Annotated in this window: 20 protein-coding genes; 15 read left to right on the forward strand and 5 right to left on the reverse strand. The window is 73.5% G+C overall.

Annotated elements, in window-relative coordinates; genetic code table 11:
* Positions 1–12: 12 nt before the first annotated feature.
* On the forward strand, positions 13–1143 hold the full coding sequence (gene alc, locus PH203_RS07980; RefSeq protein WP_289917917.1) for an allantoicase: 1131 nt from the start codon (positions 13–15) through the stop codon (positions 1141–1143).
* A gap of 173 nt (positions 1144–1316) precedes the next feature.
* Here alc and PH203_RS07985 read toward each other — a convergent pair whose 3' ends face one another.
* Positions 1317–2063: a 3-oxoacyl-ACP reductase family protein gene (locus PH203_RS07985; RefSeq protein ID WP_289917920.1), complete on the reverse strand. Its 747-nt coding sequence runs from the start codon at positions 2061–2063 to the stop codon at positions 1317–1319.
* A 108-nt stretch (positions 2064–2171) separates the two neighbouring features.
* Here PH203_RS07985 and PH203_RS07990 point away from each other — a divergent pair, with 108 nt between their 5' ends.
* The 3 genes from PH203_RS07990 (at position 2172) to PH203_RS08000 (ending at position 4698) form a co-directional block, all read left to right on the forward strand.
* Positions 2172–2990: an AIM24 family protein gene (locus PH203_RS07990; RefSeq protein WP_289917922.1), complete on the forward strand. Its 819-nt coding sequence runs from the start codon at positions 2172–2174 to the stop codon at positions 2988–2990.
* Between the two features lie 84 nt (positions 2991–3074).
* Positions 3075–3701 (forward strand): dihydrofolate reductase family protein, encoded by a 627-nt coding sequence (locus PH203_RS07995; protein WP_289917924.1) that lies wholly within the window; start codon positions 3075–3077, stop codon positions 3699–3701.
* 91 nt (positions 3702–3792) lie between these two features.
* Positions 3793–4698, forward strand: a complete 906-nt coding sequence (locus PH203_RS08000; protein ID WP_289917926.1) for a DMT family transporter — start codon at positions 3793–3795, stop codon at positions 4696–4698.
* Positions 4699–4822: 124 nt separating this feature from the next.
* On the opposite strand, the gene PH203_RS08005 is transcribed toward PH203_RS08000, so the two are convergent.
* Positions 4823–5209 (reverse strand): ribonuclease domain-containing protein, encoded by a 387-nt coding sequence (locus PH203_RS08005; protein WP_289917928.1) that lies wholly within the window; start codon positions 5207–5209, stop codon positions 4823–4825.
* Between the two features lie 85 nt (positions 5210–5294).
* Positions 5295–5495: a hypothetical protein gene (locus PH203_RS08010; RefSeq protein WP_289917930.1), complete on the reverse strand. Its 201-nt coding sequence runs from the start codon at positions 5493–5495 to the stop codon at positions 5295–5297.
* A 171-nt stretch (positions 5496–5666) separates the two neighbouring features.
* Here PH203_RS08010 and PH203_RS08015 point away from each other — a divergent pair, with 171 nt between their 5' ends.
* The 3 genes from PH203_RS08015 (at position 5667) to PH203_RS08025 (ending at position 10502) form a co-directional block, all read left to right on the forward strand.
* Positions 5667–6926, forward strand: coding sequence for a histidine kinase (locus PH203_RS08015; RefSeq protein WP_289917933.1), 1260 nt, complete (start codon positions 5667–5669; stop codon positions 6924–6926).
* A gap of 419 nt (positions 6927–7345) precedes the next feature.
* On the forward strand, positions 7346–7621 hold the full coding sequence (locus PH203_RS08020) for a hypothetical protein (RefSeq protein WP_289917936.1): 276 nt from the start codon (positions 7346–7348) through the stop codon (positions 7619–7621).
* Position 7622: 1 nt separating this feature from the next.
* Positions 7623–10502: a CHAT domain-containing protein gene (locus PH203_RS08025; protein WP_289917937.1), complete on the forward strand. Its 2880-nt coding sequence runs from the start codon at positions 7623–7625 to the stop codon at positions 10500–10502.
* A 5-nt stretch (positions 10503–10507) separates the two neighbouring features.
* On the opposite strand, the gene PH203_RS08030 is transcribed toward PH203_RS08025, so the two are convergent.
* Positions 10508–12373 (reverse strand): caspase family protein, encoded by a 1866-nt coding sequence (locus tag PH203_RS08030; RefSeq protein WP_289917939.1) that lies wholly within the window; start codon positions 12371–12373, stop codon positions 10508–10510.
* Between the two features lie 178 nt (positions 12374–12551).
* On the opposite strand from PH203_RS08030, the gene PH203_RS08035 reads away from it, so the two are divergent.
* The 3 genes from PH203_RS08035 to PH203_RS08045 all read left to right on the forward strand — a co-directional run bounded on the left by PH203_RS08035 (position 12552) and on the right by PH203_RS08045 (position 15616).
* Positions 12552–13598 (forward strand): hypothetical protein, encoded by a 1047-nt coding sequence (locus PH203_RS08035; protein WP_289917941.1) that lies wholly within the window; start codon positions 12552–12554, stop codon positions 13596–13598.
* A gap of 79 nt (positions 13599–13677) precedes the next feature.
* Positions 13678–14358: a response regulator transcription factor gene (locus PH203_RS08040; RefSeq protein WP_289917943.1), complete on the forward strand. Its 681-nt coding sequence runs from the start codon at positions 13678–13680 to the stop codon at positions 14356–14358.
* 73 nt (positions 14359–14431) lie between these two features.
* Positions 14432–15616 carry a cytochrome P450 gene (locus tag PH203_RS08045; RefSeq protein ID WP_289918279.1) on the forward strand — a complete coding sequence of 395 codons (1185 nt, stop codon included), beginning with the start codon at positions 14432–14434 and terminating at the stop codon, positions 15614–15616.
* A gap of 358 nt (positions 15617–15974) precedes the next feature.
* Here the strand turns inward: PH203_RS08045 and PH203_RS08050 are convergent, their stop codons facing one another.
* The gene (locus PH203_RS08050; protein ID WP_289917945.1) at positions 15975–16976 is read right to left on the reverse strand and encodes a Gfo/Idh/MocA family oxidoreductase; all 1002 of its coding nucleotides are present in this window, start codon (positions 16974–16976) and stop codon (positions 15975–15977) included.
* A 129-nt stretch (positions 16977–17105) separates the two neighbouring features.
* Here PH203_RS08050 and PH203_RS08055 point away from each other — a divergent pair, with 129 nt between their 5' ends.
* From PH203_RS08055 to PH203_RS08075, 5 genes are all read left to right on the forward strand, one after another.
* Positions 17106–17843: a GntR family transcriptional regulator gene (locus PH203_RS08055; RefSeq protein WP_289918281.1), complete on the forward strand. Its 738-nt coding sequence runs from the start codon at positions 17106–17108 to the stop codon at positions 17841–17843.
* A 301-nt stretch (positions 17844–18144) separates the two neighbouring features.
* On the forward strand, positions 18145–19293 hold the full coding sequence (locus PH203_RS08060) for an ROK family glucokinase (protein WP_289917946.1): 1149 nt from the start codon (positions 18145–18147) through the stop codon (positions 19291–19293).
* Between the two features lie 8 nt (positions 19294–19301).
* Positions 19302–19883 carry a sugar kinase gene (locus tag PH203_RS08065; RefSeq protein WP_289917948.1) on the forward strand — a complete coding sequence of 194 codons (582 nt, stop codon included), beginning with the start codon at positions 19302–19304 and terminating at the stop codon, positions 19881–19883.
* A 96-nt stretch (positions 19884–19979) separates the two neighbouring features.
* Positions 19980–22796 (forward strand): DEAD/DEAH box helicase, encoded by a 2817-nt coding sequence (locus PH203_RS08070; protein WP_289917949.1) that lies wholly within the window; start codon positions 19980–19982, stop codon positions 22794–22796.
* Positions 22797–23413: 617 nt separating this feature from the next.
* Complete coding sequence (locus PH203_RS08075; protein ID WP_289917951.1) at positions 23414–25570, forward strand: SWIM zinc finger family protein; 2157 nt, start codon at positions 23414–23416, stop codon at positions 25568–25570.
* Positions 25571–25618: the final 48 nt, after the last annotated feature.

Consider the following 25618-nt stretch of genomic DNA (forward strand, 5'->3'; position numbering starts at 1 on the left):
GGCATTCATCCCGTGACGGCGCAGCATCGATCTCCTCTGGCCGGCTTCACCGGCGACGCGAACCCGTACGGCGGCGGTGACCCGTACGCCGACTACCGCACCGCCGACTTCCCCTTCACCCGGTACACCGACCTCGCCGCCCGGCAGCTCGGCGCCGGAGTCATCGCCGCCAACGACGAGTTCTTCGCCCAGCGCGAGAACCTCCTGCTGCCCGGACGCGCCGAGTTCGACCCCGAGCACTTCGGGCACAAGGGCAAGATCATGGACGGCTGGGAGACGCGCCGCCGCCGCGGTGTCTCCGCCGAGCACCCGTGGCCGACGGCCGAGGACCACGACTGGGCGCTGGTCCGCCTCGGCGCGCCCGGCGTGATCCGCGGCATCGTCGTCGACACGGCCCACTTCCGCGGCAACTACCCGCAGGCCGTGTCGGTCGAGGGCACCTCGGCACCGGGCTCCCCGTCCCCGGAGGAACTCCTCGGCGACGACGTGAAGTGGACGACCCTGGTCCCGCGCACCGCGGTCGGCGGCCACGCGGCGAACGGCTTCGAGGTGGCGGTCGAGCAGCGCTTCACCCACCTCCGCGTCAACCAGCACCCCGACGGCGGCATCGCCCGCCTGCGCGTGTACGGCGAGGTCGTCCCGGACCCCGAGTGGCTGTCGGTGCTCGGCACCTTCGACGTGGTGGCCCTGGAGAACGGCGGCCAGGCCGAGGACGCCTCCAACCTCTTCTACTCCCCGGCCTCCAACACCATCCAGCCGGGCCGTTCCCGCAAGATGGACGACGGCTGGGAGACCCGCCGCCGCCGCGACCAGGGCAACGACTGGATCCGCTACCGCCTGGTGGCCCAGTCCCAGATCCGCGCGATCGAGATCGACACGGCGTATCTCAAGGGCAACAGCGCGGGATGGGCGTCGGTCGCGGTGAAGGACGGCGAGGACGGCGACTGGACCGAGATCCTCCCGCGCACCCGCCTCCAGCCCGACACCAACCACCGCTTCGTCCTCCCGGCCCCGGCGGTCGGCACGCACGCGCGCGTGGACATCTTCCCGGACGGCGGCATCTCGCGGGTGCGGCTGTTCGGTTCGCTGACGGAGGCGGGGGCGGCGACGCTGGCGGCCCGCCATCAGGAGCTCGGGGGCTGACCCCCGCACCTCGAACGCCGGACGGGCATCTTCAGCCCGTCCGGCGTTCGAGGACGAGGCCCCTTCAGGGCCGAAGCGGGGGTCTGGGGGCGCAGCCCCCAGCGGGGTCGAAGGGGCGGAGCCTCTGGTGGATGGGACGGGTAGGGGCGGCGGGGGCGAGAAAAAGCCCTATCTCACGCCGCATGCCCCCCGTCCACAGCGAACTCCGCCCCCGTCACGTACTCCGCCCCCGCCAGATACGCGACCGTCCCCGCCACCTCCTCCGCCGTCCCGAACCGCCCCAGCGCCGTCATCGCCGCCTGCCCCGCCGCGAACGGCCCGTCCGCCGGGTTCATGTCGGTGTCCGTCGGCCCGGGATGCACGATGTTAGCCGTGATCCCGCGCCCGCCCAGCTCCCTGGCCAGCGCCTTCGTCAGCCCGACCAGCGCCGACTTGCTCATGGCGTAGAGCGTGCCGCCGGGCCCGGGCACCCGCTGGGTCATGCACGTACCGATCGTGATGATCCGCCCACCGTCCCCCATCCGGGAGGCGGCCGCCTGCGAGGCCAGGAACACCCCGCGCACATTCACCGCCAGCGCCCGGTCCACGTCCGTCAGCGACAGCCCCTCCAGCGGGCCCAGCACACCCACGCCCGCGTTGTTCACCAGCACGTCCAGGCCGCCCAGCGCCCGCGCCGCACGCTCCACGGCCCCCGCCGCCTCCTCCGGGTCCGCAAAGTCCGCCCGCAGGGCGACCGCACGCCGCCCCAGCGCCTCGACGGCCCGTACGACGTCCGCGGCCGCCTCCTTGTCGTTCACGTAGGTCAGTGCCACGTCCGCGCCCTCCCGGGCGAGCCGCAGGACCGTCGCCGCGCCGATGCCCCGGCTGCCCCCGGTGACCAGGGCGACCTTGCCGTGCAGAGTTCCGTAAGTCGTTGTCATGCCTCCATCCCAGCGGCCCGCACACGCGCGTGCTGGCGGCGAACGGACACGTAGCTCACCACCCGGAACTCCCGGAACTCTTTCCTCCGTCTCCCGCGTTCCCCTCACGTGACCCTTCAGCAAGACATCGTCGGCAACGCCATGCAGATGGCGGTCGTCAGCCTCCAACCCGGCCAGACCGTGTACTGCGAGGCCGGAAAGTTCCTGTTCAAGACCACGAACGTGACCATGGAGACCCGCCTCGGCGGCCCGTCGGACAGCGGCGGCGGTCAGCATCCGCAGGGCGGGGCCGGCGGCATGGGCGGCATGCTCCGCCAGGCCATGGGCACCGCCATGCAGGTCGGCCAGCGCGCCCTCGCGGGCGAGTCGCTGGCGTTCCAGTACTTCACCTCCACCGGCGGCGAGGGCACCGTCGGCTTCGCGGGTGTCCTGCCGGGCGAGATGCGCGCGCTGGAGCTCGACGGCACGCGCGCGTGGTTCGCGGAGAAGGACGCGTTCGTCGCCGCCGAGTCCACCGTCGACTTCGGCATCGCCTTCCAGGGCGGCAAGACCGGCATGAAGGGCGGCGAGGGCTTCATCCTGGAGAAGTTCACCGGCCGCGGCACCGTGATCATCGCCGGCGCCGGCAATTTCATCGACCTGAACCCGGCCGACTTCGGTGGCCGCATCGAGGTCGACACGGGCTGCGTCGTCGCCTTCGAGGAGGGCATCCAGTACGGCGTCCAGCGCGTCGGCGGCCTGAACCGCCAGGGCCTGATGAACGCCGTCTTCGGCGGGGAGGGGCTGTCGCTGGCCACCCTGGAGGGCAACGGCCGCGTCATCCTCCAGTCCCTCACCATCGAGAGCCTCGCCAACGCCCTGAAGAAGGCCCAGGGCGGCGACAAGCAGGGCCCGACGGGCGGCCTGTTCTCGACGAACGTCGGCTGATCCACGCGCCGCCGATGAGTTGCGGGTGCCGGTGGGGTCTGAGGTGATGACAGCAGACCCCACCCACGAGAGAAGGCACCCGTCATGGGCAAGCTCGTCTCGCAGATCTTCGTCAGCCTCGACGGCGTCTACCAGGCCCCGGGCGGCCCCGAGGAGGACCCCAGGGGCGGCTTCGAGCAGGGCGGCTGGATGGTCCCCTTCGACGACGAGGACTTCGGCCGCTTCGTCACCCAGGTCTTCGGCGACGTCGGCGCGTTCCTCCTCGGCCGCCGTACGTACGACATCTTCGCCGGGTACGGGCCCAAGGTGACCGACCCCGACAACATCGTCGCCACCAAGCTCAACACCCTGCCGAAGTACGTCGCCTCGTCCACCCTCACCGACCCCGAGTGGGCCCACACCACCGTGATCAGCGGCGACCTGGCCAAGGAGGTCACCGCCCTCAAGGAGCGCACCGACGGCGAGCTCCAGCTCCACGGCAGCGGAGCCCTCGTACGGTCCCTGCTGCAGTCGGACCTGATCGACACCGTCCACCTGATCACCGTCCCGGTCGTGCTGGGCGCGGGCCGCCGCCTCTTCGCCGAGGGCGGCCTGCCGACCGCCTTCAGGCACCGCAGCGGCCTGATCACTTCGAAAGGCGTCTCCATCCAGACGTACGACAAGGCGGGACGCCCGGAGTACGGCTCCTTCGACCTCCCCGAAAACGCCTAGCCGAAGATCGCCCCCGCCGGTACGGTGATCGCTCCGCGTGCGAGCCGCCGATGTCTCCACATGACCGTGGGAGACCGGGAGAGCCGCCCAGATGTCCTCGATCGCCGTACCGGGAGCCTTCGCGCCCCGCCGCGCCTGGCTGACCGATCTGCCCGTCCTGCTCGTGGCCGTGGTGTGGGGCGCGAGCTATCTCGCCGCCAAGGAGATCACCACCGCACGGACGGTGATCGCGGTCCTGGTGCTGCGCTTCGCGATCGTCCTGCCGGTCCTGGTCACCGCCGGATGGCGCTCGCTGCGCGCCCTGAGCGCCGCCCAGTGGCGCGGGGCCGGACTGCTCGGACTGATCCTCAGCGGGATCTTCCTGCTGGAGACCTACGGAGTCGTCCACACCTCGGCCACCAACGCGGGCCTCATCATCAGCCTCACGATGATCTTCACGCCGCTCGCCGAGGCGGCCGTCACCCGCACCCGCCCCTCCAGGGCCTTCCTCGGTGCCGCCGCCCTCTCCGTGCTCGGCGTCGTGCTGCTCACCCAGGGCGGCGGATTCACCAGTCCCTCCCTCGGCGACCTGCTCATGCTGCTCGCGGCCCTCGCCCGTACGGTCCACGTCCTTGCCATGTCCCGCGTCAAGGCCGTCCAGGGCGCCGACGCGCTCTCCCTGACCACCGTCCAACTGGGCGCCGCCGTCGCGGTGTTCGCGGTCCTGGCGACCGGAGCCGACGCCACGCCCTGGCAGACGGCGGCGGACTTCGGGCCGCGCGAATGGGCCGGGCTGCTCTTCCTGTCCGCGTTCTGCACGCTGTTCGCGTTCTTCGTGCAGATGTGGGCCGTCCGTCGCACCTCCCCGTCCCGCGTCAGCCTGCTCCTCGGCACCGAGCCGCTGTGGGCGGCCCTGGCCGGCATCGCCCTCGGCGGCGAACGGCTCGGCGCGCTCGGCCTGTTGGGCGGTGCGCTGGTGCTGGGCGGGACGGCGTGGGGGCGCCGGTCGGCCGGTTGACGCAGAACCGCCCTGCCCCGCGCCCGGTGACGATGTGGGGGGCGCGCGGGGAAAGGCGGTTCAGTGGTGCGTGCCACCTACGGGTGGCGGGCCGCACGGTTCCTCGGGCCGGTCCGTGGGGGGACTAGCAGCCGTAGTTGATCAGATCGAACGTCTCGTAGTGGTCGGCGGTGTAGTAGTCCTCCTGGTACTCCTCACCGGTGACGATCCGGCGAGCTCCGCGCGTGGACGAACCAGGCGTCTTGACCGTGTACTCGTGGTAGTACCCGGTCGACTGCGCGGGCAGGATGCCTTCCCGGTTCTGGAAGACACTGCCGTCCTGCGAGTACGGGAAGGGGCCGCCGGCGTCGATCAGCCTCAGCGTGTCGTACGCCTGCGAGGGCAGGTCGCCGTAACAGATGCTGCCGACCGCGGCGGCCGCCGGCGTGGCGGTGACGGTGCCGCCGATGAGGAGCGCGGAGAGGAGAGCGGCTGCGGCGCCGATTCGAGTGGTGCGTGGGGGGAATCTCATGCGCACATGATGACGCGCGTAGACAGTGACATGTCAATGACAACTCTGGAGATTTTTCCGTCAAGTCCGATGTGTTTTCCCGGAGTTAACCTCGCCCCAGGCTCTCGGCGGCGGCGAACAGCGCGACCGCCAGGACCACCAGCGCGACGCTCGCGTAGATCTCGTAGCCGTCGAGGAAACCGAGCTTTTGGACGAGCCCCCAGTGCAGATCGGTGAACTCGTGCAGCAGACCGACGACGCCCTGCACCAGGGCAAGGAACCCGAGGACTTCCAGCAGTTGCTTCATACCGACCACGCTCGCCCTTCACGCCCCCCGCCGGCATCGGCCACGGGACGGCGGACGCCGCACGGAAGGTCTCACTTGACCCGCCCCGGCCGCGCCGAAAGTCTCCGGTGCCGCGACTTTGGTCGGTGATCCCGTCCGCGCAGAGGTGCCGGGGTCCCCGGCTGCGTAGATTTGTCGACCGTGAGCGGAGACAAGCCGGCGGCGGTGCCCCGGCCATACGCGGGGCCACGCTGGCTGCTGCCCTCGGCCGTCCTCAAGGAGCTCGACCCGGACGCCGAGCACCCCGGACGGCGGCCCCGGCGCACCGCGCGGGACTGGCTCGTCGACTTCAGCTGCTTCGCGGTGGCCGTGTTCATCGGCCTGGTCGGCGCGGACGCCGTGACCTCCAACCCGAACGTCCCGGACGGCCTCGCCCGCCTGGACCAGCTCATCGGCGCGGTCGCCTGCGCCGCGGTGTGGCTGCGCCGCCGCTGGCCCGTCGGACTCGCCGTCGCCTCCCTCCCCGTGGGGCTCGTCTCGGACACCGCGGGCGGCGCCTGCATCATCGCCCTGTTCACGCTCACCGTGCACCGGCCCTTCCGGTACGTGGCCTGGCTGGGCGGCGCCAACATCGCGCTCATCCCGTTCTACTTCTGGATCCGCCCGGACCCCGAACTGCCCTACCTGGCCGCTGTCATCATCTTCGTCCTCTTGGCCGCGGTGGTGATCGCCTCCGGCATGGTCGTACGGTCCAAACGCCAGCTCGTGATGAGCTTCCAGGACCGCGCCCGGCGCGCCGAGACGGAGGCCCGGCTGCGCGCCGAGCAGGCGCAGCGGCTGGCCCGCGAGGCCATCGCGCGCGAGATGCACGACGTCCTCGCGCACCGGCTGACCCTGCTGAGCGTGCACGCGGGCGCGCTGGAGTTCCGGCCCGACGCGCCCCAGGAGGAGGTCGCCCGGGCGGCCGGCGTCATCCGCGAGAGCGCGCACGAGGCGCTGCAGGACCTGCGCGAGATCATCGGCGTCCTGCGGGCGGGCGACCACGACGACACCGGCCGCCCCCAGCCGACCCTCGCCGCGCTGGACGCGCTGGTCGCCGAGTCCCGCGAGGCCGGCATGAAGGTCACCCTCGACACCCGCGTCACCGACCCCGCCACCGTCCCCGCCTCCATCGGCCGCACCGCCTACCGCATCGCGCAGGAAGCACTCACCAACGCCCGCAAACACGCCCCCGGCGCCGAGGTCACCGTCTCCGTCGAGGGCGCGCCAGGCGAGGGCCTCACCGTCTCCGTACGCAACCCGGCCCCCGAGGGCGAGGTGACCCCCGTACCGGGCTCCGGCCAGGGCCTGATCGGCCTGACCGAACGGGCGACCCTCACCGGGGGCCGACTGGAGCACGGTCCCCAGGAGGGCGGGGGGTTCGCGGTGCGGGGCTGGCTGCCGTGGACGTGAGGGTGAGGCGGGAGCTGGCTGCGGTGTGTACGTGGCGTGTTTTCCAGATGGCGGCGACTTCGGGGAGCTCATGACGTGTTCTTCGGGCGGCGCCGCCTGCTGTCGGGCGTCGGCGACTCGCTGTCCGGGAGCCGCTCGTCGCCGTGCACCGAGGGTATGCCCTCGCTGTCCGTCCCCGGTGGACGGCCGCCGTCGCCGCCAGGCTTTTCAACTCCCGCCCAGCCCTGACTGGGTGACGTCTCGTCAGCGGCTCCTTGGCGGTGCCGTTTGCCCCTGCACCCGCCCGGACGCCCCAACTCCGCTCCCAACCCGCCCTGATGACGTCCAGTCACCCCGCTCTCGACGATCCCCGCCCCCGCTGACCTGGCCGCCGCCTGCGCCACTTGTGGCCGGTGTGACGGGCGCACGATCATGGGGCCATGTCCCCTGGTGCTGCGGAGTTCGAGGTCGCGTCGGTTCTCGGGGAGGTCAGGACGGAACAGGTGGAGGGCCTGGTCCGGATGCGGGACCTCGGCCTTCCGCTGTTGCGGCGGGCGGCCGTGCCCTCCGAGGACCGGGGCGGGGGAGAGGACCTCGAAGCCACGGGCGCGCCGTCCGTCGGCTTAGCTACCGAGGAGGGCGAGCGCCGGCTCGACGGCGTCCTCGCGCCCTACAGGACACAGGCCGCGCCGCGGCGGCCGGAACGGACGAACTGACGTGCCGCAGCAGACCTACGACCTGCACGCGCTGATCTACGAGATCCAGCAGGACGCACGGCAAGGGGTGAACGACGCCCAGGACATGGCCCGGCTCACCGCCCTGGTGCTCGGCCGGCTGGGATGTGCCTCGGGGCGCGAGGCGTACGACATGCTGTACGAGGACTGGAAGGCGCTGCCCCGGGGCACCATGATGTCCGGACTGCGCGCCGGGCAGATCCTCAGCGTCCTTCCCCATCTGATGGTCGACCAGCCCGTCGCCGACGAGCGACGGCAGCGGGAACTCCTGGACGAGGCACGGCAGTACGGGCCGCAGGACCAGTCCTGGCAGGCCGGCATCCTGGGCGTGAGCGGGATGCAGGCACTCCAGCAGCTGGGCGAACCCGCGGAGTTGGAGGACGCGCTCGCCCGGCTGGAGGAGGCCCGCGCGCTGCTGCCCCCGGGCAGCCCGCAGCGGGACGCGATCGACGTGTCGCACGCCGGGATCCGTATCCATCTGGCCCAACTCGGCGGCGGCGAGGACGACTTCGACTCCGCCGTCGAGGACCTGGCCCGGCTCGCCGACTCCCCGGTCTTCGACGAGCAGCAGCGCCTCGCCATGGCCGTGCAGCTGGCCGTCTACCGCTCCCACCAGGCCACCCGGCGCGAGGACGAGGCCGATCTCGCGCTGCGGATCCGGGAGATGGAGGCCGCCCTGGCGCGGATGTCGCCCCAGCAGATGGACCGGCCCAACCTGGAGGCCTACCTCGACGCCGCCCGCGGCAACCTGGCGATCCTCCGCGCCCGCCGCACCGGCGAGGACCTCACCGCGGCGGATTTCCCACCCGCGGCTCCCCTGGACGACGTACGACGGCAACTCGCCACGGTCCCGCAGAACGCGCGGACCGACCGGCTGTGCGACGTCGGCCTCGCCAGGGCGACGCGCGCCATGCTCGCCGGCGACCACGTGGGCACCGTCGAGGCGTTCGGTCTCATCGAGGAGGCCATGGACCTGCTGGAGCCCGACGACGAACGGTGGCTCCGCAACGCCGGCACGCTCGGCATGGGCCACTGCATGCTCGCCGTCAACAACATCGCACCGCGCGCCGACTGTCCCCACCACCTCGACCAGGGCATCGCGTGGCTGCGGCACACCCTCAGGCTGTCCGGGGGCCCGGAGCATCCGAGATGGGGGGACACCGGGATGGCCCTCGCCATGGCGTACCGGTTCCGCGGTGATTATCTGCATCCGCGCGACCGCCACGCCAAGCGCCGCAACCACGAGGAGTCCCGGCGCGTCGGCCTCGACTCCCTGCGGGCGGCGGCCTGGCAGGTCATCCTCCAGTCCGGTACCGTCCACGCCGCCGAGACCGCCCGGCGGGCCGGGGAGAACGCGCTCGACGTGGCCCGCTGGTGCATCGCCGACGGCGCGCACGCCGACGCCGTCCGCGCGCTCGACGCCGGGCGGGGACTGGCCCTGCACGCGGCGACGGTGGCGGCCACCGTGCCCGACCTGCTGGCCGCCGCGGGACAGACGGAGCTCGCCGAGGAATGGCGGCGGGCCGGCGAGGTGGTCGCACCCCGGCCGGAGAGCGGCCTCACGCTCACGGGACACCTGCCCGTCTCCGGCCCGTCCAGCCGGCTGCGCCACCGTGTCCTTCAGGTGCTCTCCAGCTCCCCGCTGCGGCAGCGGCTCCTGGATGCGCCCTCCCCCGAGGAGATCGGGGCAGCCCTGCGCACCATGGGGGCGACGGCCCTCGTCTATCTCGTCCCCGGCGGCAAGGAGGAGCCGAGCCTGACGGACCGGGTGTTCTTCGGCCGCCGCGCCGACGAGGGCCAGGCCCTCATCGTCTCGGCCGACGGCGGCACCCGGGCCCTGCCGCTGCCCCGACTCCTCGTCGAAGCACCGGAGCTGGCCACCTACCGCGCCACCGGCACCCCCGGCCGGGACGCCGGCGGACCGCCCACCGAACCCACCCCCACGCCGCCGCCCCGCCTAGACGTGAGCAGGGCCGCCCTCGAACGGCTCTGCGACTGGGCCGGTACGGCGGTGATGGAGCCGCTGCTCAAGCAGCTCCCGCGCGGCTTCGGGCGGGTGCCCTCCGCGGTGCTGGTACCCATGGCGGAACTCGGGGCCGTGCCCTGGCACGCGGCCCGGACAACCGGACGCCGCGGCGGCCACCGGTACGCCTGCCAGGACGCGGACATCTCCTATCTGCCCTCGGCCCGGCTGCTGTGCGAGGTGGCCACCCGGCCCGCCGCCCGGATGCGGCAGGCCCTCGTCGTCGGCAACCCCACCCGCGACCTCCACCACGCGGGCGAGGAGGCCGAGGCCATCCACTCCGCCTTCCATCCGCAGGGCGCCCTGCTGGGCCCCGGCGAGGCCACGCCCGACGCGATCACCGACTGGCTGCGCCGACAGCGCGGCGGACTGCTGCACCTCGCCTGCCACGGAGTGGTTCGCCAGGGCGAGCGGCACAGCGCCTATCTCGCCCTGTCCGGCGGTGAGCTGGCGGCCGAGGAACTCACCGAGGGCACCAGCCGCTTCCGCGAACTGGAGCTGGTCGTCCTCGCCGCCTGCCGCACCAATGTGTCCGGGCGCGGCTACGACGAGGCGTACAGCCTGTCCACCGCGTTCCTCGTGGCCGGGGCCCGCTCGGTGATCGGCTCCCTGTGGCCGGTGCCCGACGAGGCGACCTCCCTGCTGATGTACATGACCCACCACTTCATGAGCCGCGACGGCCTCGCCCCCGGACCGGCCCTGCGCAGCGCGCAGTTGTGGATGCTCGACGACCGCCGCACGGCCCCGCCCGGCATGCCGCCCCGGCTCCAGAACCGCGTCCGCCGGATCAGCGGCGCCGACCTGACCGCCTGGGCGGGCTTCACCCACCTGGGCTGGTGAACCGCTCAGGTGACCTCGGTGCGCACCACGACCTGGGCCGTCCCCCAGCGGCCCACGTCGTGCACCGGACCGCCCGCGTCCCGCCCGTACGACGGTGCGGTGAGCCGCAACAGCCCGCCGCCGCCCGCCGCTTCCTCCCCGCGCGCCCCCTCGCCGGAACCGGCGGGCGGCCAGGCGGGCAGCCGGAACGGCGCGAGGTTCAGCTCGTTCTCGGTCACGATCACCTTCAGCCAGTCGCGCGCGAAGGCCCCCCGCACCAGCGCCCGCCCCGGCGGCAGCCGCAGATACACCGGCTCCCCGCGCCGGGCCAGGCCCACCTTGCCGGGGGCGACGAACTCACCCTCGTACAGGTGCGGCGAACATGCGTAACCGTCCGTCAGATCTAGCAGCACACACCACAGTTGGCGGTCCGAGGTGTTGTGGATGCCCACCTTCACCTGCGGTTCCCGCCCGTCCATGGTGTACCCGCAGACGATCTCGCCGTCCGCCCCGTACGACACCCCTCCCACCGACGTCCGCTCGACGGTCACCCGCACCAGGGACGACAGCCAGGGATCGGGATTGTGCAGTTCCAGGATGTGATGCCAACGCGCCAGATGTGCCAGGCAGTCGACGACCCGCCCCGCGTCCGCCCGCGACCGCAGCGGCAGATCCGGCACCGGATGCCCGGCCCCGCCCGACACCCGCGCCCACCCGCCCGCCACGTCCACCCGCAGGGGCAGCCCGTACCCGCCGTGAGCGAGCGCGGGCACACCGTTCATGGCCTTGGTGAGCAGATGTACGGCAGCGGGGTCCCCGGCGAGTGTCACGGCGGCGGGAGTGAAGGCGAGCGCGGTCGGGGTCACCGGGTGTGCCAGGAGCCGGGCGTCCGGGCCCGGTTGCCACCCCTGCGGCTCCACCAGGCAGTACTCGGGCTGCACTTGGCGTACCACGACCGTGCGTGATGCGAGGCCGCCGAGCAGCGTGAACTCCGCGCCGGCCGCTCTCAGCCCGTGCGCCTGACCGCAGTTGACCTCCCAGCCGGACGTCGTGTGCCGGAGCAGGAAGGGCTCGGCCGCACCCTCGCGCCGCGACGGTACCGGGGTGCCGGACAGGAAGCCGCCGTCCTCCGGCCCGCGCAGCTCGGGATGCTGGAACGGGGTCCGCGAGCGCACGCGTTCCTCGGCCAGCGCGTGCAGCGCGCCGTACGAGGCGCTGGGACCCAGCCGGTCGAGCGCGCCCAGCAGCGCGTGGCTGAAGTAGCCGCGGACCCGGCCGTCGATGTCGTTCTCATGGGCGAGCTCGCGCGGCCGGCAGGCGGCGAGCAGCACATGCCGGGCCGGCTCGGGCCCGTCGCCACCGGAATCGCGGGCCGTGTCCGGGACCGGCCACCAGGGCTGCCAAGCCACCCCGCGGCCGGTGGCGCCCGGCGGTCCGAAGCCGGACTCGCGGGTCGCGCCGCCCGAGTGGCAGCAGTCGAGGATCGCGACGACATGGGTGCCGCGCGCCGCGATGCCGTCCAGCAGCGCGCCGAGTTCGGTGTCCTGCAGCATCGGCTGTCCGTCCGGCTCCAGACTGTCCTGGCACGCCAGCGCCTGCGCCCAGCCGGTCGCCTCACGCGGATCGTCGGTGCGGTGCTCGCTGCCGTGCCCGCTGAACCAGAACAGCGCGGTGTCCTGCGGCCCGCTGCGCCCCAGATGCTGTTCGACGGCGGCCAGCACGGCCGCCCTGGAGGCCTGCCGGTCGTGCAGGGTCCGTACGACGGGCGTCAGCCTGCCGCTCTGCCGGCGCAGCCAACTCTCGGCGTCCCGCGCGTCGTTGACACAGCCACGCAGCCGGTGGCGTCCCGGGTAGTCGTCGATGCCCACGAACAGGGCGTACACGGTGCGCATACGGCGATCTTGCCAGCAACGACACGTCGACGGGGCGTCGCCAGGGCGTTCACACGGCGTGTGCCGGTCATCCGTGCCAAACCCCATGCCCCTTCTGCGTGAAGGGAGTTGACTGGAGTGAAGCGATCGGCTGACCTTGTGCGGCCGCAGCACCACGGACACCGGAAGGAAGAGCGCAGTGAGCTTCGGGGGACCCGACAACCCGTACCAGCCGCCGTATCCGCCGCCACCCGGCACCGGGCCCTACATCCCGCCCCAGCCGTATCCGAACCCCAACCCCTATCCGAATCCCTACCCCTACCCCAACCCCAACCCCTATCCGCCGTACGTCCCGCAGCCGCAGCCCCAAGTCTCGCCGTGGGGGCGGCTGAGCGGTCTGCGCGGCGCCGAATGGCCGCGCCTGCGTGACCTGTTGCGGGGCGGGCGGCCGCGGATCCACGGCTGTGTCTGGCTGTTCCTGCTGGTGCCGTGCACCTGGTTCGTGGTGCCCGGTCTGATGCTGGGGTACGTGTTCGCCCGCTCGGCCCGCGTCAGGGCGCACCGCCTCTTCCCGCCCCGTGCCCACCGTCTCCACGGCGACCCGCAGGTGACACGCCTTCAGAAGGCGCGCGCCCTGAGCGCGGCCGCCATGACCCTCGCACTGCTGGTCGTCTACGGAAAGCCGGAGGACTTCGGCGAGGCGCAGGAGCAGTACATGATGCGGCTCGTGGTCACCCCGCCGCTGCTGCTCCTGAGCGCACCCCTGGTGATCACGGTCCTGTTCCGCTGGGCCGCGCCACACGTGAGGGCGCACATGGGACAGCGGGTGCGTGCCGCCGGGAAGGCCGCCCTGTGGTACATCGGCGCCGTGACGGCGGTGCCGCTGGTCATGCTCGGGATCGTGCTCATCGAACGGGACCGGCTGTCCACCGCCGACGTCCCCTGGCCCACCCTCGTGCTGATGGTGCCGCTGTTCTGGCTGCTGGCCTTCATCGTCTTCGCCACCGGCCCCGCCGTGCGCAGCGGCTTCAACGCCGCCGAGGTGCACGCGGCGCTGCCCGCCCTCCTCACCGGCGTCCTGGTCTGGGAGTTCGCGCTGATCAGCCTGGCGGCGGGCGGACTGCCGCCGGGACCGCCTGCCGTCGCCGTCCTCGCGTTCCTCTGCGGCCCGGCCTCGGTGTGCGCGGTGGCCTGGTGGGAGATCCACCGGCTGCGCACCCGGCACGGAGTCCGGCTGCGTGGCTGACGCGACCCGGCGAGCAGAGTGCCTGCGTGAGCGACGACCTACGGCACCGCGCCCCCGAAACCGTGATTACGTAAGGCCCATGACCGCGATCAGACTGCTTCTCGTCGACGACGATCCGCTGGTTCGGGCCGGCCTGTCCCTGATGATCGGCGGTGCCGACGGCATCGAGATCGTCGGGGAGGCCGCCGACGGCAAGGACGTCGACACGCTCGTCGACCGCACACGTCCGGACGTCGTCCTCATGGACATCCGGATGCCGTCCGTGGACGGTCTCACCGCCACCGAACGGCTGCGCGCCCGCCCCGACGCCCCGCAGGTCGTGGTCCTCACCACCTTCCACGCCGACGACCAGGTCCTGCGCGCCCTGCGCGCGGGCGCCGCCGGGTTCGTCCTCAAGGACACCCCGCCCGCCCAGATCGTCGACGCGGTACGCCGGGTCGCGGCCGGCGACCCCGTCCTGTCGCCCACCGTCACACGGCAGTTGATGCACCACGCGGCCGGCACCGCCGCCGACACCCGCCGCGCACGCGCGCGTGAACGCATCGCCGCCCTCAACGACCGCGAACGCGAGGTCGCCGTCACCGTCGGCCGGGGCCTGTCCAACGCCGAGATCGCCGCGGAGCTCTTCATGAGCGTGGCCACCGTCAAGACCCATGTCTCGCGGATCCTGGCCAAGCTCGACCTGAACAACCGGGTGCAGATCGCGCTGCTCGCGTATGACGCGGGGCTGTTGGAGGAGACCGGAGAGGGCGGGCACTAGCGGGGCGCGCCGTCCGTTGACGGGGGTGAGGGGGAGCGACGGGCGAGACGGGGGGAGACGGGCGGACATGGTCATGGCAGACGTGGTCGACCTGGGAGAGTTCGGCGACGCATTCCGCGCGGACCCGCATCCGGTGTACGCGCGACTGCGGGAGCGCGGCCCGGTGCACCGGGTACGGCCGCCGGGGTCCGACCCCGGCTACTGGGCCTGGCTGGTCGTCGGGCACGAGGAGGCGCGGGCGGCGCTCGCCGACCCCCGCCTGTCCAAGGACGGCCGCCGGATCGGCATGGTGTTCCAGGACGAGGGCCTGATCGGCCGCCATCTGCTGGGCGCCGACCCGCCCGAGCACACCCGGCTGCGCGGCCTCGTCTCACGGGCCTTCACCATGCGCCGGGTGGAGCGACTGCGGCCGAGGATCCAGGAGATCACCGACGACCTCCTCGACACGATGCTGCCGTACGGCCGCGCCGACCTGGTCCACTCCCTCGCGTACCCCCTGCCGATCACGGTGATCTGCGAGCTCCTCGGCGTGCCCGAGCTGGACCGCACGGCGTTCCGGAAGGTCTCGACGGAGGTCGTCGCGCCGACCAGCCCGGAGAGCTCGTACGAGGCGCTGGTCCGCCTCGACGAGTACCTCCGCGACCTGATCGAGGACAAGCGGCGCGCGGGGCCCGGTGACGACCTGCTCAGCGACCTCATCCGCACCACCGCCGAGGACGGCGACCGGCTCTCCCCGCAGGAACTGCTCGGCATGGCCTTCCTCCTGCTGATCGCCGGCCACGAGACCACGGTGAACCTGATCACCAACGGCGTCCGCGCCCTGCTGACGCACCCCGCCCAACTGGCCGCCCTCCGCGCCGACATGACCCTGATCGACGCCGCGGTCGAGGAGACCCTCCGCTACGAGGGCCCGGTGGAGAACGCGACGTTCCGCTACGCCGCCGAGCCCCTGGAAATAGCGGGCACCCCAGTGGCCAAGGGCGAGCACGTCATGATCGGCCTCACCGCGGCCGACCGCGACGCCGCCCGCTACCCGTCCCCGGACGACTTCGACATCCACCGCGACCCCCGAGGCCACCTCGCCTTCGGCCACGGCATCCACTTCTGCCTGGGCGCCCCACTGGCCCGCCTCGAGGCCCGCACAGCGATCCGGAGCCTCCTGGACCGAGCCCCGGACCTCGCCCTGGACGGCCCGCCGGGGGAGTGGCTGCCGGGGATGCTGATGCGGGGGGTACGGAGTCTGCCGGTGCGCTGGTAGACCCTCGGGACGCGCCATGCCCGAGGACCGACCGGTTCCCGATCCCGCGGGACACCTTGGCACCGGCCGTTGCGACGCGCCGACCGAGGCCGGGACCCGCGAAGCGCCCTCCGGCGCCGGGGCCTGCGACGCGCTGCCCGGTCCTGTGGTGCGCTGCCTGGCGTCGGGACGTGCGGCGCGCTGCCTGGCGTCGGGTCTTGTGGCGCGCTGCCCGGTGTCGGGACGTGCGACGCGTCGCCCCGCGGCCGGGCCTGCGACGCGCCGTCCGGCGCTGGGACCCGCGAAGCGTCTCGCCCCGGCCCCCGCCTCCGTCACCCGGCCCGGTGGCTCCGCCGCCCCCCACTCAGCCGCCCCCCACTCAGCCCGGCAGCTCCGCCAGTCGCACCGGCCGTCGTTCCCGGCGGGACATCTCGCACGCCTCCGCGATGCGCAGGGCCTGCAAGGCCTCGCGTCCGTCGCACGGGTTGGCGCGCTCGCCGCGGACCACCTCGACGAAGGCGTTCAGCTCGGCCTCGTAGGCGGGGCCGAAGCGCTCCAGGAAGCCCGTCCACGGCTTGGAGGCGGCCGGTGGGCCGGAGGGCTCCGTGGAGGCGATCGGGGTGCGGTCGTCGAGGCCGACGACGATCTGGTCCAGCTCGCCGGCCAGCTCCATGCGTACGTCGTAGCCCGCGCCGTTGAGACGGGTCGCCGTCGCCGTCGCGAGGGTGCCGTCGTCGAGGGTGAGGAGGGCCGCGGCGGTGTCGACGTCGCCCGCGTCGCGGAACATCGGCGGACCGGCGTCGGACCCGGCGGCGTACACGTCGACGACCTCCCGCCCGGTCACCCAGCGCAGGACGTCGAAGTCGTGGATCAGCGTGTCCCGGTACAGCCCGCCCGACAGCGGCAGCCACGCGGCCGGCGGCGGGGCCTGGTCGGAGGTCAGCGCCCGTACGGTGTGCAGCCGGCCGAGCCGCCCCGACCGTACGGCCTCCCGGGCCCCCGCGTACCCCGCGTCGAAGCGGCGCTGGAACCCCATCTGCAGCACCGTCCCGGCCGACTCGACCTCCTCGATCGCCTGGAGCGTGCCCGGCAGATCGAGGGCGATCGGCTTCTCGCAGAACACCGGGAGCGCCGAGCGCGCGGCCCGGCCGATCAGTTCCGCGTGCGCCGACGTGGCGGTCGTGATGACCACCGCGTCCACGCCCCACCTGAAGATCTCGTCCACCCCCGGCGCCGCGGTCTCCCCCAGCCGGTGCGCGAGCTCCTGCGCCCGCGCGCCGTCCGCGTCCGTGAGGATCAGGGAACCGACATCGCGATGGCGACTGAGTGTGTTCGCATGAATGGTGCCGATCCGCCCCGTACCGATGACCCCGATGCGCATGTGAACAAACTGTGGCCGCGGACCCCTCGCTGTCAATGCATATGTCCGGACAATCTGACTACACAACTTCCCGTCAACAGCGCGCGGAGCTACGCTCGGGCCGTGCCGAAACCAGATGTGGACCCGACCGTGTCGCTCGAACTCAGTGTGGACCGGAGCAGTCCGGTGCCGTTGTACTTCCAGCTGTCCCAGCAGCTGGAGGCCGCGATCGAGCACGGCAGTCTCACCCCCGGCAGCCTGCTGGGCAACGAGATCGAGCTCGCCGCACGCCTGGGCCTGTCCCGGCCCACCGTGCGCCAGGCCATCCAGTCGCTCGTCGACAAGGGCCTGCTGGTGCGCCGCCGGGGCGTCGGCACGCAGGTCGTGCACAGTCAGGTCAAGCGCCCTCTGGAGCTCAGCAGCCTCTACGACGACCTGGAGTCGGCGGGCCAGCGCCCCGCCACCAAGGTCATCGTCAACACCATGGTCCCGGCGTCCGCCGAGGTCGCGGCCGCTCTCGGTGTGGCCGAGGACAGCGACGTGCACCGCATCGAGCGGTTGCGCCTCGCCCACGGCGAGCCGATGGCGTACCTCTGCAACTACCTCCCGCCCGGCCTGCTCGACCTGGACACCGGCCAGCTGGAGGCCACCGGCCTGTACCGGATGATGCGGTCCGCCGGAATCACCCTGCACAGCGCCCGCCAGTCCATCGGCGCCCGCGGCGCCACCGCGGCCGAGGCCGAGCGGCTCGCCGAGGAGGAAGGGGCCCCGCTGCTCACCATGCAGCGTGTCACCTTCGACGACACCGGCCGCGCGGTCGAGTTCGGCACCCACACCTACCGGCCCACCCGCTACTCCTTCGAGTTCCAGCTGCTCGTCAGGCCCTGAAGCCGCACTCGAACGCCGCCGGGCGGGCACTGGGGACCGGCTCGAACGTCATCGCATTGGTCCCAATGTCCGGACAATGCGACCGGCGCGCGGGGCGTCGGGCTTCTCGTGTCGTGGGACACGGACCTGCCGATCCACGCCGTGGACCGCGACGCCGCCAGGAGCACGGGACCGTGCCGAACTGCCGGTCCACCGCGGGGCGCGACCCGCCACAATGCACCCGCACCCGGCGAATTGCAGGAACCATCCCATTGCTCCCCCGTTCAGCACCCAGCGTGAGCGTGCGGCACAATCGGGCCTGATGAGCACCTACGGCAACTTCACGGCCCCGATCGGCTCCCGCCGCGCCCCGGTACTGCGCACCGTCGGCACCCGGGAGCGCCGCTCACACCTGACCGCACCGCGTGTGCCGACGGTGGGCATCGACATCGGCGGCACCAAGGTGATGGCAGGTGTCGTCGACGCCGACGGCAACATCCTGGAGAAGCTCCGCGCGGAGACCCCGGACAAGTCCAAGAGTCCCAAGGTCGTCGAGGACACCATCTGCGAACTGGTCCTGGACCTCTCCGACCGCCACGACGTGCACGCCGTCGGCATCGGCGCGGCCGGCTGGGTCGACGCCGAACGCAACCGCATCCTGTTCGCCCCGCACCTGTCCTGGCGCAACGAGCCGCTGCGCGACCGCCTCGCGGGTCGCCTCGCGGTGCCCGTCCTGGTCGACAACGACGCCAACGCCGCGGCTTGGGCCGAGTGGCGCTTCGGCGCCGGCCGCGACGAGGACCACCTCGTCATGATCACCCTCGGCACCGGCATCGGCGGCGCCATCCTCGAGGACGGCCAGGTCAAGCGCGGCAAGTTCGGCGTCGCCGGCGAGTTCGGCCATATGCAGGTCGTCCCCGGCGGGCACCGCTGCCCGTGCGGCAACCGCGGCTGCTGGGAGCAGTACAGCTCCGGCAACGCGCTGGTCCGGGAGGCCAAGGAGCTGGCCGCGGCCGACTCCCCGGTGGCGTACGGGATCATCGAGCACGTCAAGGGGCAGATCGGCGACATCACCGGCCCGATGATCACCGAGCTGGCCCGCGAGGGCGACGCGATGTGCATCGAGCTGCTCCAGGACATCGGCCAGTGGCTCGGCGTCGGCATCGCCAACCTCGCCGCCGCCCTGGACCCGTCCTGCTTCGTGATCGGCGGCGGCGTGTCGGCCGCCGACGAGCTGCTGATCGCCCCCGCGCGGGACGCGTTCAAGCGCCAGCTCACCGGACGCGGCTACCGCCCCGAGGCGCGCATCGTCCGCGCCCAGCTCGGCCCCGAGGCCGGCATGGTCGGCGCCGCCGACCTGGCCCGTCTGGTCGCCCGCCGCTTCCGCCGCGCCAACCGGCGCCGGGTCGAACGGTACGAGCGCTACGCCAAATACACCGAGTCCCGCCGTACGACCCAGGGACAGGCGTGACTCCGCCCGTGACCGCTTCCGTACCCCGCCAGGGCGACGCCCCGGACGAACCACCCCGGCCCACCGAGGACCGCCGCCGGCGCAACCGCCGCCGGGCGCTCACCCTGCTCATCATCGTGCTGCTCATCGGCGTCCCGGCCGGCTATCTGGTGATCTCCGCCAACCAGAGCCGCAACAGCGGCAAGGACAAGGAGGCCAAGTACTCGGCGACCGGCCTCAGCGCGGGCTGGCCGTCGAAGGTGCAGCGCCGCCTCTACCAGGTGCCGATCCCGCACCCCGCGGACCGGATCGCCTACTACGAGACCAACAACTGGAAGACCAGCCGTCTCTACGTCCAGTTCCGCACCACCGACGCGGGCCTCGACACCTTCCTCGCCGGCGTCGGCGTCAACCGCGACGCACTGAAGGACGGCGAGATCACCATCGGCACCCGTGACCAGCACATCACCGGCTGGCGGTTCACCGGCCCGGGCCCCTGGTCGGGCCTCGTCCACGAGCAGAAGAACCCGGCACCCACCCAGGACATCGTGGTCAACACCGCCGACCCGGCCAATCCGATGGTGTACGTCGTCTCCCGCACCGTTCCGTAAGCGGGCCGCGGCCGGTCGCCGGAGCCGATTGTCAGACCCCGCCCGTAGAGTCGAAGACATCTGATCCGACACACGGGACGGGAGGTGGCAGGACGTATGGGTGACACGGCCGTGGTGGCCGAGCGGACGGCGGAGCAGGTCTCCGTGCGGCTCGCCGCCGTCTTCCTGCCCGCGCCCCTCCCACGCGAGGGCCGCATGGCCTTCTGGGACCCGGAGGACGCCCCGCTGCCCGACGGTCACACGGACCTGACGGTCGTACGACGTCATGGCGCCGGAGTACGCCGCAGGACCGCCCCCGCGCTCGAACTGCCCCTCGCCGAGGCCCTGCCGCTCCTCGTGCGCGCCCGGCGCGACCCCGCCGCCCACCCCGCCACCGCCTGCTGGGGAGCGGCCGCCCTGCACGCGCTCCGGCTCACCGCCCGCGGCCGCCTCCTGCCCGGCCTGACCGCCGACGGCCACGACGCCTGGCGGGCAGGGCCTCTGGACCCGGACGACATCGCCCACCTGCGCGCGATCGCCGCCGCCCTGCCGTACGAGGGCCACGCGGTCCCGCTGCCCGGCCCGGGCCCGCTGCGGTTGCCCGAACCGGAAGCGCTGCTGCGCTCCTTCCTGGACGCCGTCGCCGACACCCTCCCGCGCACCCCGGCCGCACCCCACGCCTCCGGCCGCCCCTTCGCCGACCGCCGCCCCCAGCGCCTGCCCCAGGCGCACGACTGGGCCGCCGAGGTCGCCGCCGGCATGGACGCGGGCGTACGGATCTCGCTCCGCCTCGACCTCTCGGCGTACGACCTCTTCGACGACACCGCCCGGGTGCGCAGCGCCGGGGCCGCGATCGTCCAGGTGCACAGCCTCGCCGACCCCACCCTCGTGGCCGACGCGGCGGCCCTGTGGTCGGGCGAGGCGGACGCGGTGTTCGGCCCGCGCGCCCGCGTGGACGCCGCCCTGGCCGTCCGGCGCGCCGCCCGGGTCTGGGCGCCCCTGGACCGGCTCTCCGAGCAGGACGTGCCCGACGTACTGGCCCTCACCGAGGAGGAGTTGGGCGACCTGCTCGGTGTCGCCGCGACCCGTCTCGCCGCGGCCGGGGTCGCCGTGCACTGGCCCCGCGACCTGGCCCAGGACCTCAGCGCCGCCGCGGTGGTACGGCCCGCACCGGGCTCGGCGACCGACGGCACCGGCTTCTTCGAGAGCGAGGAACTCCTCCAGTTCCGCTGGCAGCTGGCGCTCGGCGGCGACCCGCTCAGCGAGGCCGAGATGGACGCGCTCGCCGAGGCCCACCGCCCCGTGGTCCGGCTGCGGGACCAGTGGGTGCTGGTCGATCCGGCCCTCGTCCGCAAGGCGCGCAAGCGCGAACTGGGCCTCCTCGACCCGGTCGACGCGCTGTCCGTCGCGCTCTCCGGCACGGCGGAGGTCGACGGCGAGACGGTGGAGGCGGTGCCGGTCGGAGCGCTGGCGTCCCTCCGGGACAGGCTGACGGCGGGGGTGCGGCCGGCCGATCCGCCGCCGGGGCTTTGTGCCACCCTGCGCGACTACCAACTCCGGGGCCTGGCCTGGCTGGACCTCATGACCTCCCTCGGTCTCGGCGGCTGCCTCGCCGACGACATGGGCCTCGGCAAGACGATCACGCTCATCGCCCTGCACCTGAAGCGCGCCCGCAGCGAACCGACCCTGGTGATCTGCCCGGCCTCCCTGCTAGGCAACTGGCAGCGGGAGATCACCAAGTTCGCGCCCGGCGTCCCCGTCCGCCGCTTCCACGGCCCCGACCGCACGCTGGACGACCTGGCCGGCGGCTTCGTCCTCACGACGTACGGCACCATGCGCTCGACGGCGGCGAGGCTGGCCGAGCAGCGCTGGGGCATGGTCGTCGCGGACGAGGCACAGCATGTGAAGAACCCGTACTCGGCGACGGCGAAAGCGCTGCGCACGATCCCTTCCCCCGCGCGGGTGGCGCTGACCGGCACCCCGGTCGAGAACAATCTGTCGGAGCTGTGGGCCCTGCTGGACTGGACGACGCCGGGTCTGCTCGGCCCCCTGAAGTCCTTCCGCGCCCGCCACGCACGCGCGGTGGAGAACGGCGAGGACGAGGAGGCGGTGGCCAGGCTGGCCCGACTGGTCCGCCCCTTCCTCCTCCGCCGCAAGAAGTCGGACCCCGGGATCGTCCCCGAACTGCCGCCCAAGACGGAGACCGACCACCCGGTCCCGCTCACCCGCGAACAGGCCTCCCTCTACGAGGCGGTGGTGCGCGAGTCGATGCTGGCGATCGAGACGGCGGAGGGCATCGCACGCCGGGGCCTGGTCCTGAAGCTCCTCGGCGCGCTGAAGCAGATCTGCGACCACCCCGCGCTGTACCTGAAGGAGGAGGCCGGCCCGGCGGACCGCCTGGCGGCCCGCTCCGGCAAACTCGCCCTCCTCGACGAGCTGTTGGACACCCTGCTGGCCGAGGACGGCTCGGCGATCGTCTTCACGCAGTACGTGGGAATGGCCCGTCTGATCACCGCCCATCTCGCGGACCGCGCGGTCCCGGTGGACCTGTTGCACGGCGGCACACCGGTCCCCGAACGGGAACGCATGGTGGACCGCTTCCAGAGCGGCGCGACCCCGGTGCTGGTCCTCTCCCTCAAGGCGGCGGGCACCGGCCTGAACCTGACCCGCGCGGGCCACGTCGTCCACTTCGACCGCTGGTGGAACCCGGCCGTCGAGGAACAGGCCACCGACCGCGCCTACCGCATCGGCCAGACCCAGCCCGTCCAGGTCCACCGCCTCATCACCGAGGGCACCGTCGAGGACCGCATCGCCGAGATGCTGGAGGCGAAGCGCGCCCTGGCCGACGCCATCCTCGGCTCCGGCGAGGCCGCCCTGACCGAACTGACGGACCGCGAACTGTCCGACCTGGTCTCCCTGCGGAGGCCCTCATGACAGGCGGCCCGGCGGACGAGGCCCGCCGCGCCCTACGCGAGACACTGGCACGCCGGGCGGCGGAACGGGCGAAGGGCGAGGGGGGCGGCTCCGCGCGGGCGGGGGCCACAGACGAGGAGTTGGCGGAGACTACGGGACGCGGGGCTGCGTCGGGGACTGCCGACGGTGACGGGGACGGGGCGGCTGGCGGCGCGGGAGAGAGTGCGGTGGCGGACCGGGGGGTCGTGCTGCCGGGCGAGGGTGCTGGGGCTGGCCGGATGACTGGGGTGCCGCGGGACGGTGCTGAGGCGGGTCGGGCGGTTGGGGTGCCTGCGGAGGGTGCTGAGGCTGGTCGAGCGGTCGGGTTGCCCTCGGGTGGTGCTGACGTGGGTCGGGCGGTTGGGGTGCCTGCGGAGGGTGCTGAGGCCGGTCGAGCGGTCGGGCTGCCCCCGGGTGGTGCTGACGTGGGTCGGATCGTCGGGGAGGTCTCGGAGGGCGCCGGGGCTGGTCGGGTGACTGGGGTGCCCGGCGAGGGCGCTGAGGCCGGTCGAGCGGCTGAAGCGCCCTCGGGTGGCGCTGAGGCGGGCCGGCGGGTTGAGGTGCCGCGGGAGCGTGCTGGGGCCGTACGGACGGGTGAAGTGCCCTCGGAGGGGGCCGAGGCGGACCGGGCGGCTGCGGTACCGGCGGAGGGGGCTGAGGCCGGCCGGACGGCTGCGGTACCGGCGGAGGGCCCCGCGGCGCATGCCGCCCCGGCCGCCGGGGAGGGAGACGGTCCCCGGCCGGGCGCGCGCCCGGCGGACCGTGCCCGCGAGGCCTTGCGTGCCGCTCGTGCGGAGGCGCGGCGGCTGCGGGAGGAGGGGGCCGGTGACGGGCGCAAGGGCGTCGCCGGTGGGCGTGAGCGCGGAGGACAGTCACGTCGTTCCGCACCGTCCGCCCCGGCGCCCCGAGACGGCACACGTGGCCGTACCGCCGCCGAGCGGGCGCGTGTCGTCCGGGAGTTGATGAGCGACGCCTTCCGTATGCCCGACGACGGGGAGGAGACGGCCGGGCGGGACACCGGCTCCGCCGTCGAGCGGGGGGCCCGTAGGGGGAGTGGCACTGACGTCACGGACCCGGCGGGTCCGGCGAGGTGGTGGGCTGCCGCACCCGTCGGCGCGCCGCAGGACACGGACTCCGAGCCGCACAGCGCCGATTCCGCCCCCGCTCGACTCGGGACCGCGTCCCACCGGGCTCACGCCACGTCCGACGCCGACCTCGCCCGCACCGGCTCCGAGCCACAGCACCCCCATGCCGCATCCGCCTCCGACCCGGCCGTCGCTCCTCCCGGGGTGCCGCCGCGCCCCACCGATGCGGCCTCCGATCCCGCCGCGCCTCCCAGCGTGCCGCCGCGCCATACCCCCGTCACCTCCGCCGCCCCCGACCCCACCACCGCTCCACCCGCACCCCCACGGCACCGAACCCCTGCCGCCGCCTCCCCCTCGAACTGGCCCGCACCCGCGACGCCCCGCCACCCCCGTTCCATGGCGGCCCCGGGCCGGGACGGTGAACTCCGGCGTACCTTCCCGGCGTTCGCGGCTCGGGTCGCCGACGGCACCGGCGACCACGGCAGGTTCGCCGAGACCTGGTGGGGCAACGCCTGGGTGGAGGCCCTCGAGAAGGGCGCGCTGGATGCCAAGCGGCTGGCGCGCGGACGCGGTTACGCGGAGCAGGGGAACGTGGACGCCATCACGGTGACACCGGGTCTCGTGCTGGCCTATGTGCAGGGCAGCCGGCCCCGGCCCTACCGCGTGCAGGTCCGCCTCCGCACGCTCGACGACGCCGACTGGGAGCGTTTCCTGGACGCCGCCGCCGAGCGGACCGGGCACATCGCGGCGCTGCTGGACAAGGAGATGCCGCACTCCCTCGCCGAGGGCGGTGTCCGCCTGCTCCCCGGGCCCGGCGACCTGGAACCGCACTGCAGCTGCCCCGACCGGGGCCACCCCTGCAAGCACGCGGCCGCCCTCTGCTATCAGACCGCCCGCCTGCTCGACGCCGACCCCTTCGTCCTGCTCCTGCTGCGCGGCCGTGGCGAACGCGAGCTGCTCGACGCGCTGTCCCGGCTGAGCGCCGCCCGCGCGGCCCGTGCCGTCCAGGAGAGGGGACCGGCGCCGCTGCCGGGCGTACGCGCGAGCGAGGCGCTCGCGCCCCGTCGGCTCCCGCCCCTGCCCGCCCCGTCGCCGGTGCCCCCGCACCCCGAGCAGCCCCCGGCCTACCCGGCGGCCCCGGGCGGTCCGGACCCGTTCGCGCTGGACCAGCTGGCGACCGACGCCGCCGGCCGGGCCCACGCGCTGCTCGCCACCGGACATGACCCGGTCGCCGAACTGACGCTGTGGCAGGACGCGGTGCGGCTCGCCGCGGCCCGCCCCGGTTCCGGCCTGACCGCCACCACCCGCTCGCTGTACGCCGCGCTCGCCACCGCCGCCGACCGCACGCCGGCCGACCTGGCACGCGCGGTCGCCGCCTGGCGGCAGGGCGGGTTCGAGGGCCTCGCCGCCCTGGAGGAACCCTGGGACCCGCCGGCCGGCCGCTTCGACCGGGCCCGCCCGCTCCTCCTCGCCGCCGACCTCCCGGCCTTCCGCCCCTGGCGCAACCGCCTCACCCACCCCCGCGGCCATGTCCAACTCCGCCTGGGCCGCGACGGCTTGTGGTACGCCTACGAATCCGACCCGGGCGCCGACGACTGGTGGCCCCGCGGCACCCCCGACCTCGACCCGGTCGGCGCCCTGACGGGCCTGGGCGCATCTCCGGAGGGCTGACACGGTTCGCACAACGACCACAGTCCTGGCACAGGACAACCCGGCGGC

It is taken from the genome of Streptomyces sp. S.PB5, assembly GCF_030403745.1.
In the GTDB taxonomy this organism is placed as follows: domain Bacteria; phylum Actinomycetota; class Actinomycetes; order Streptomycetales; family Streptomycetaceae; genus Streptomyces.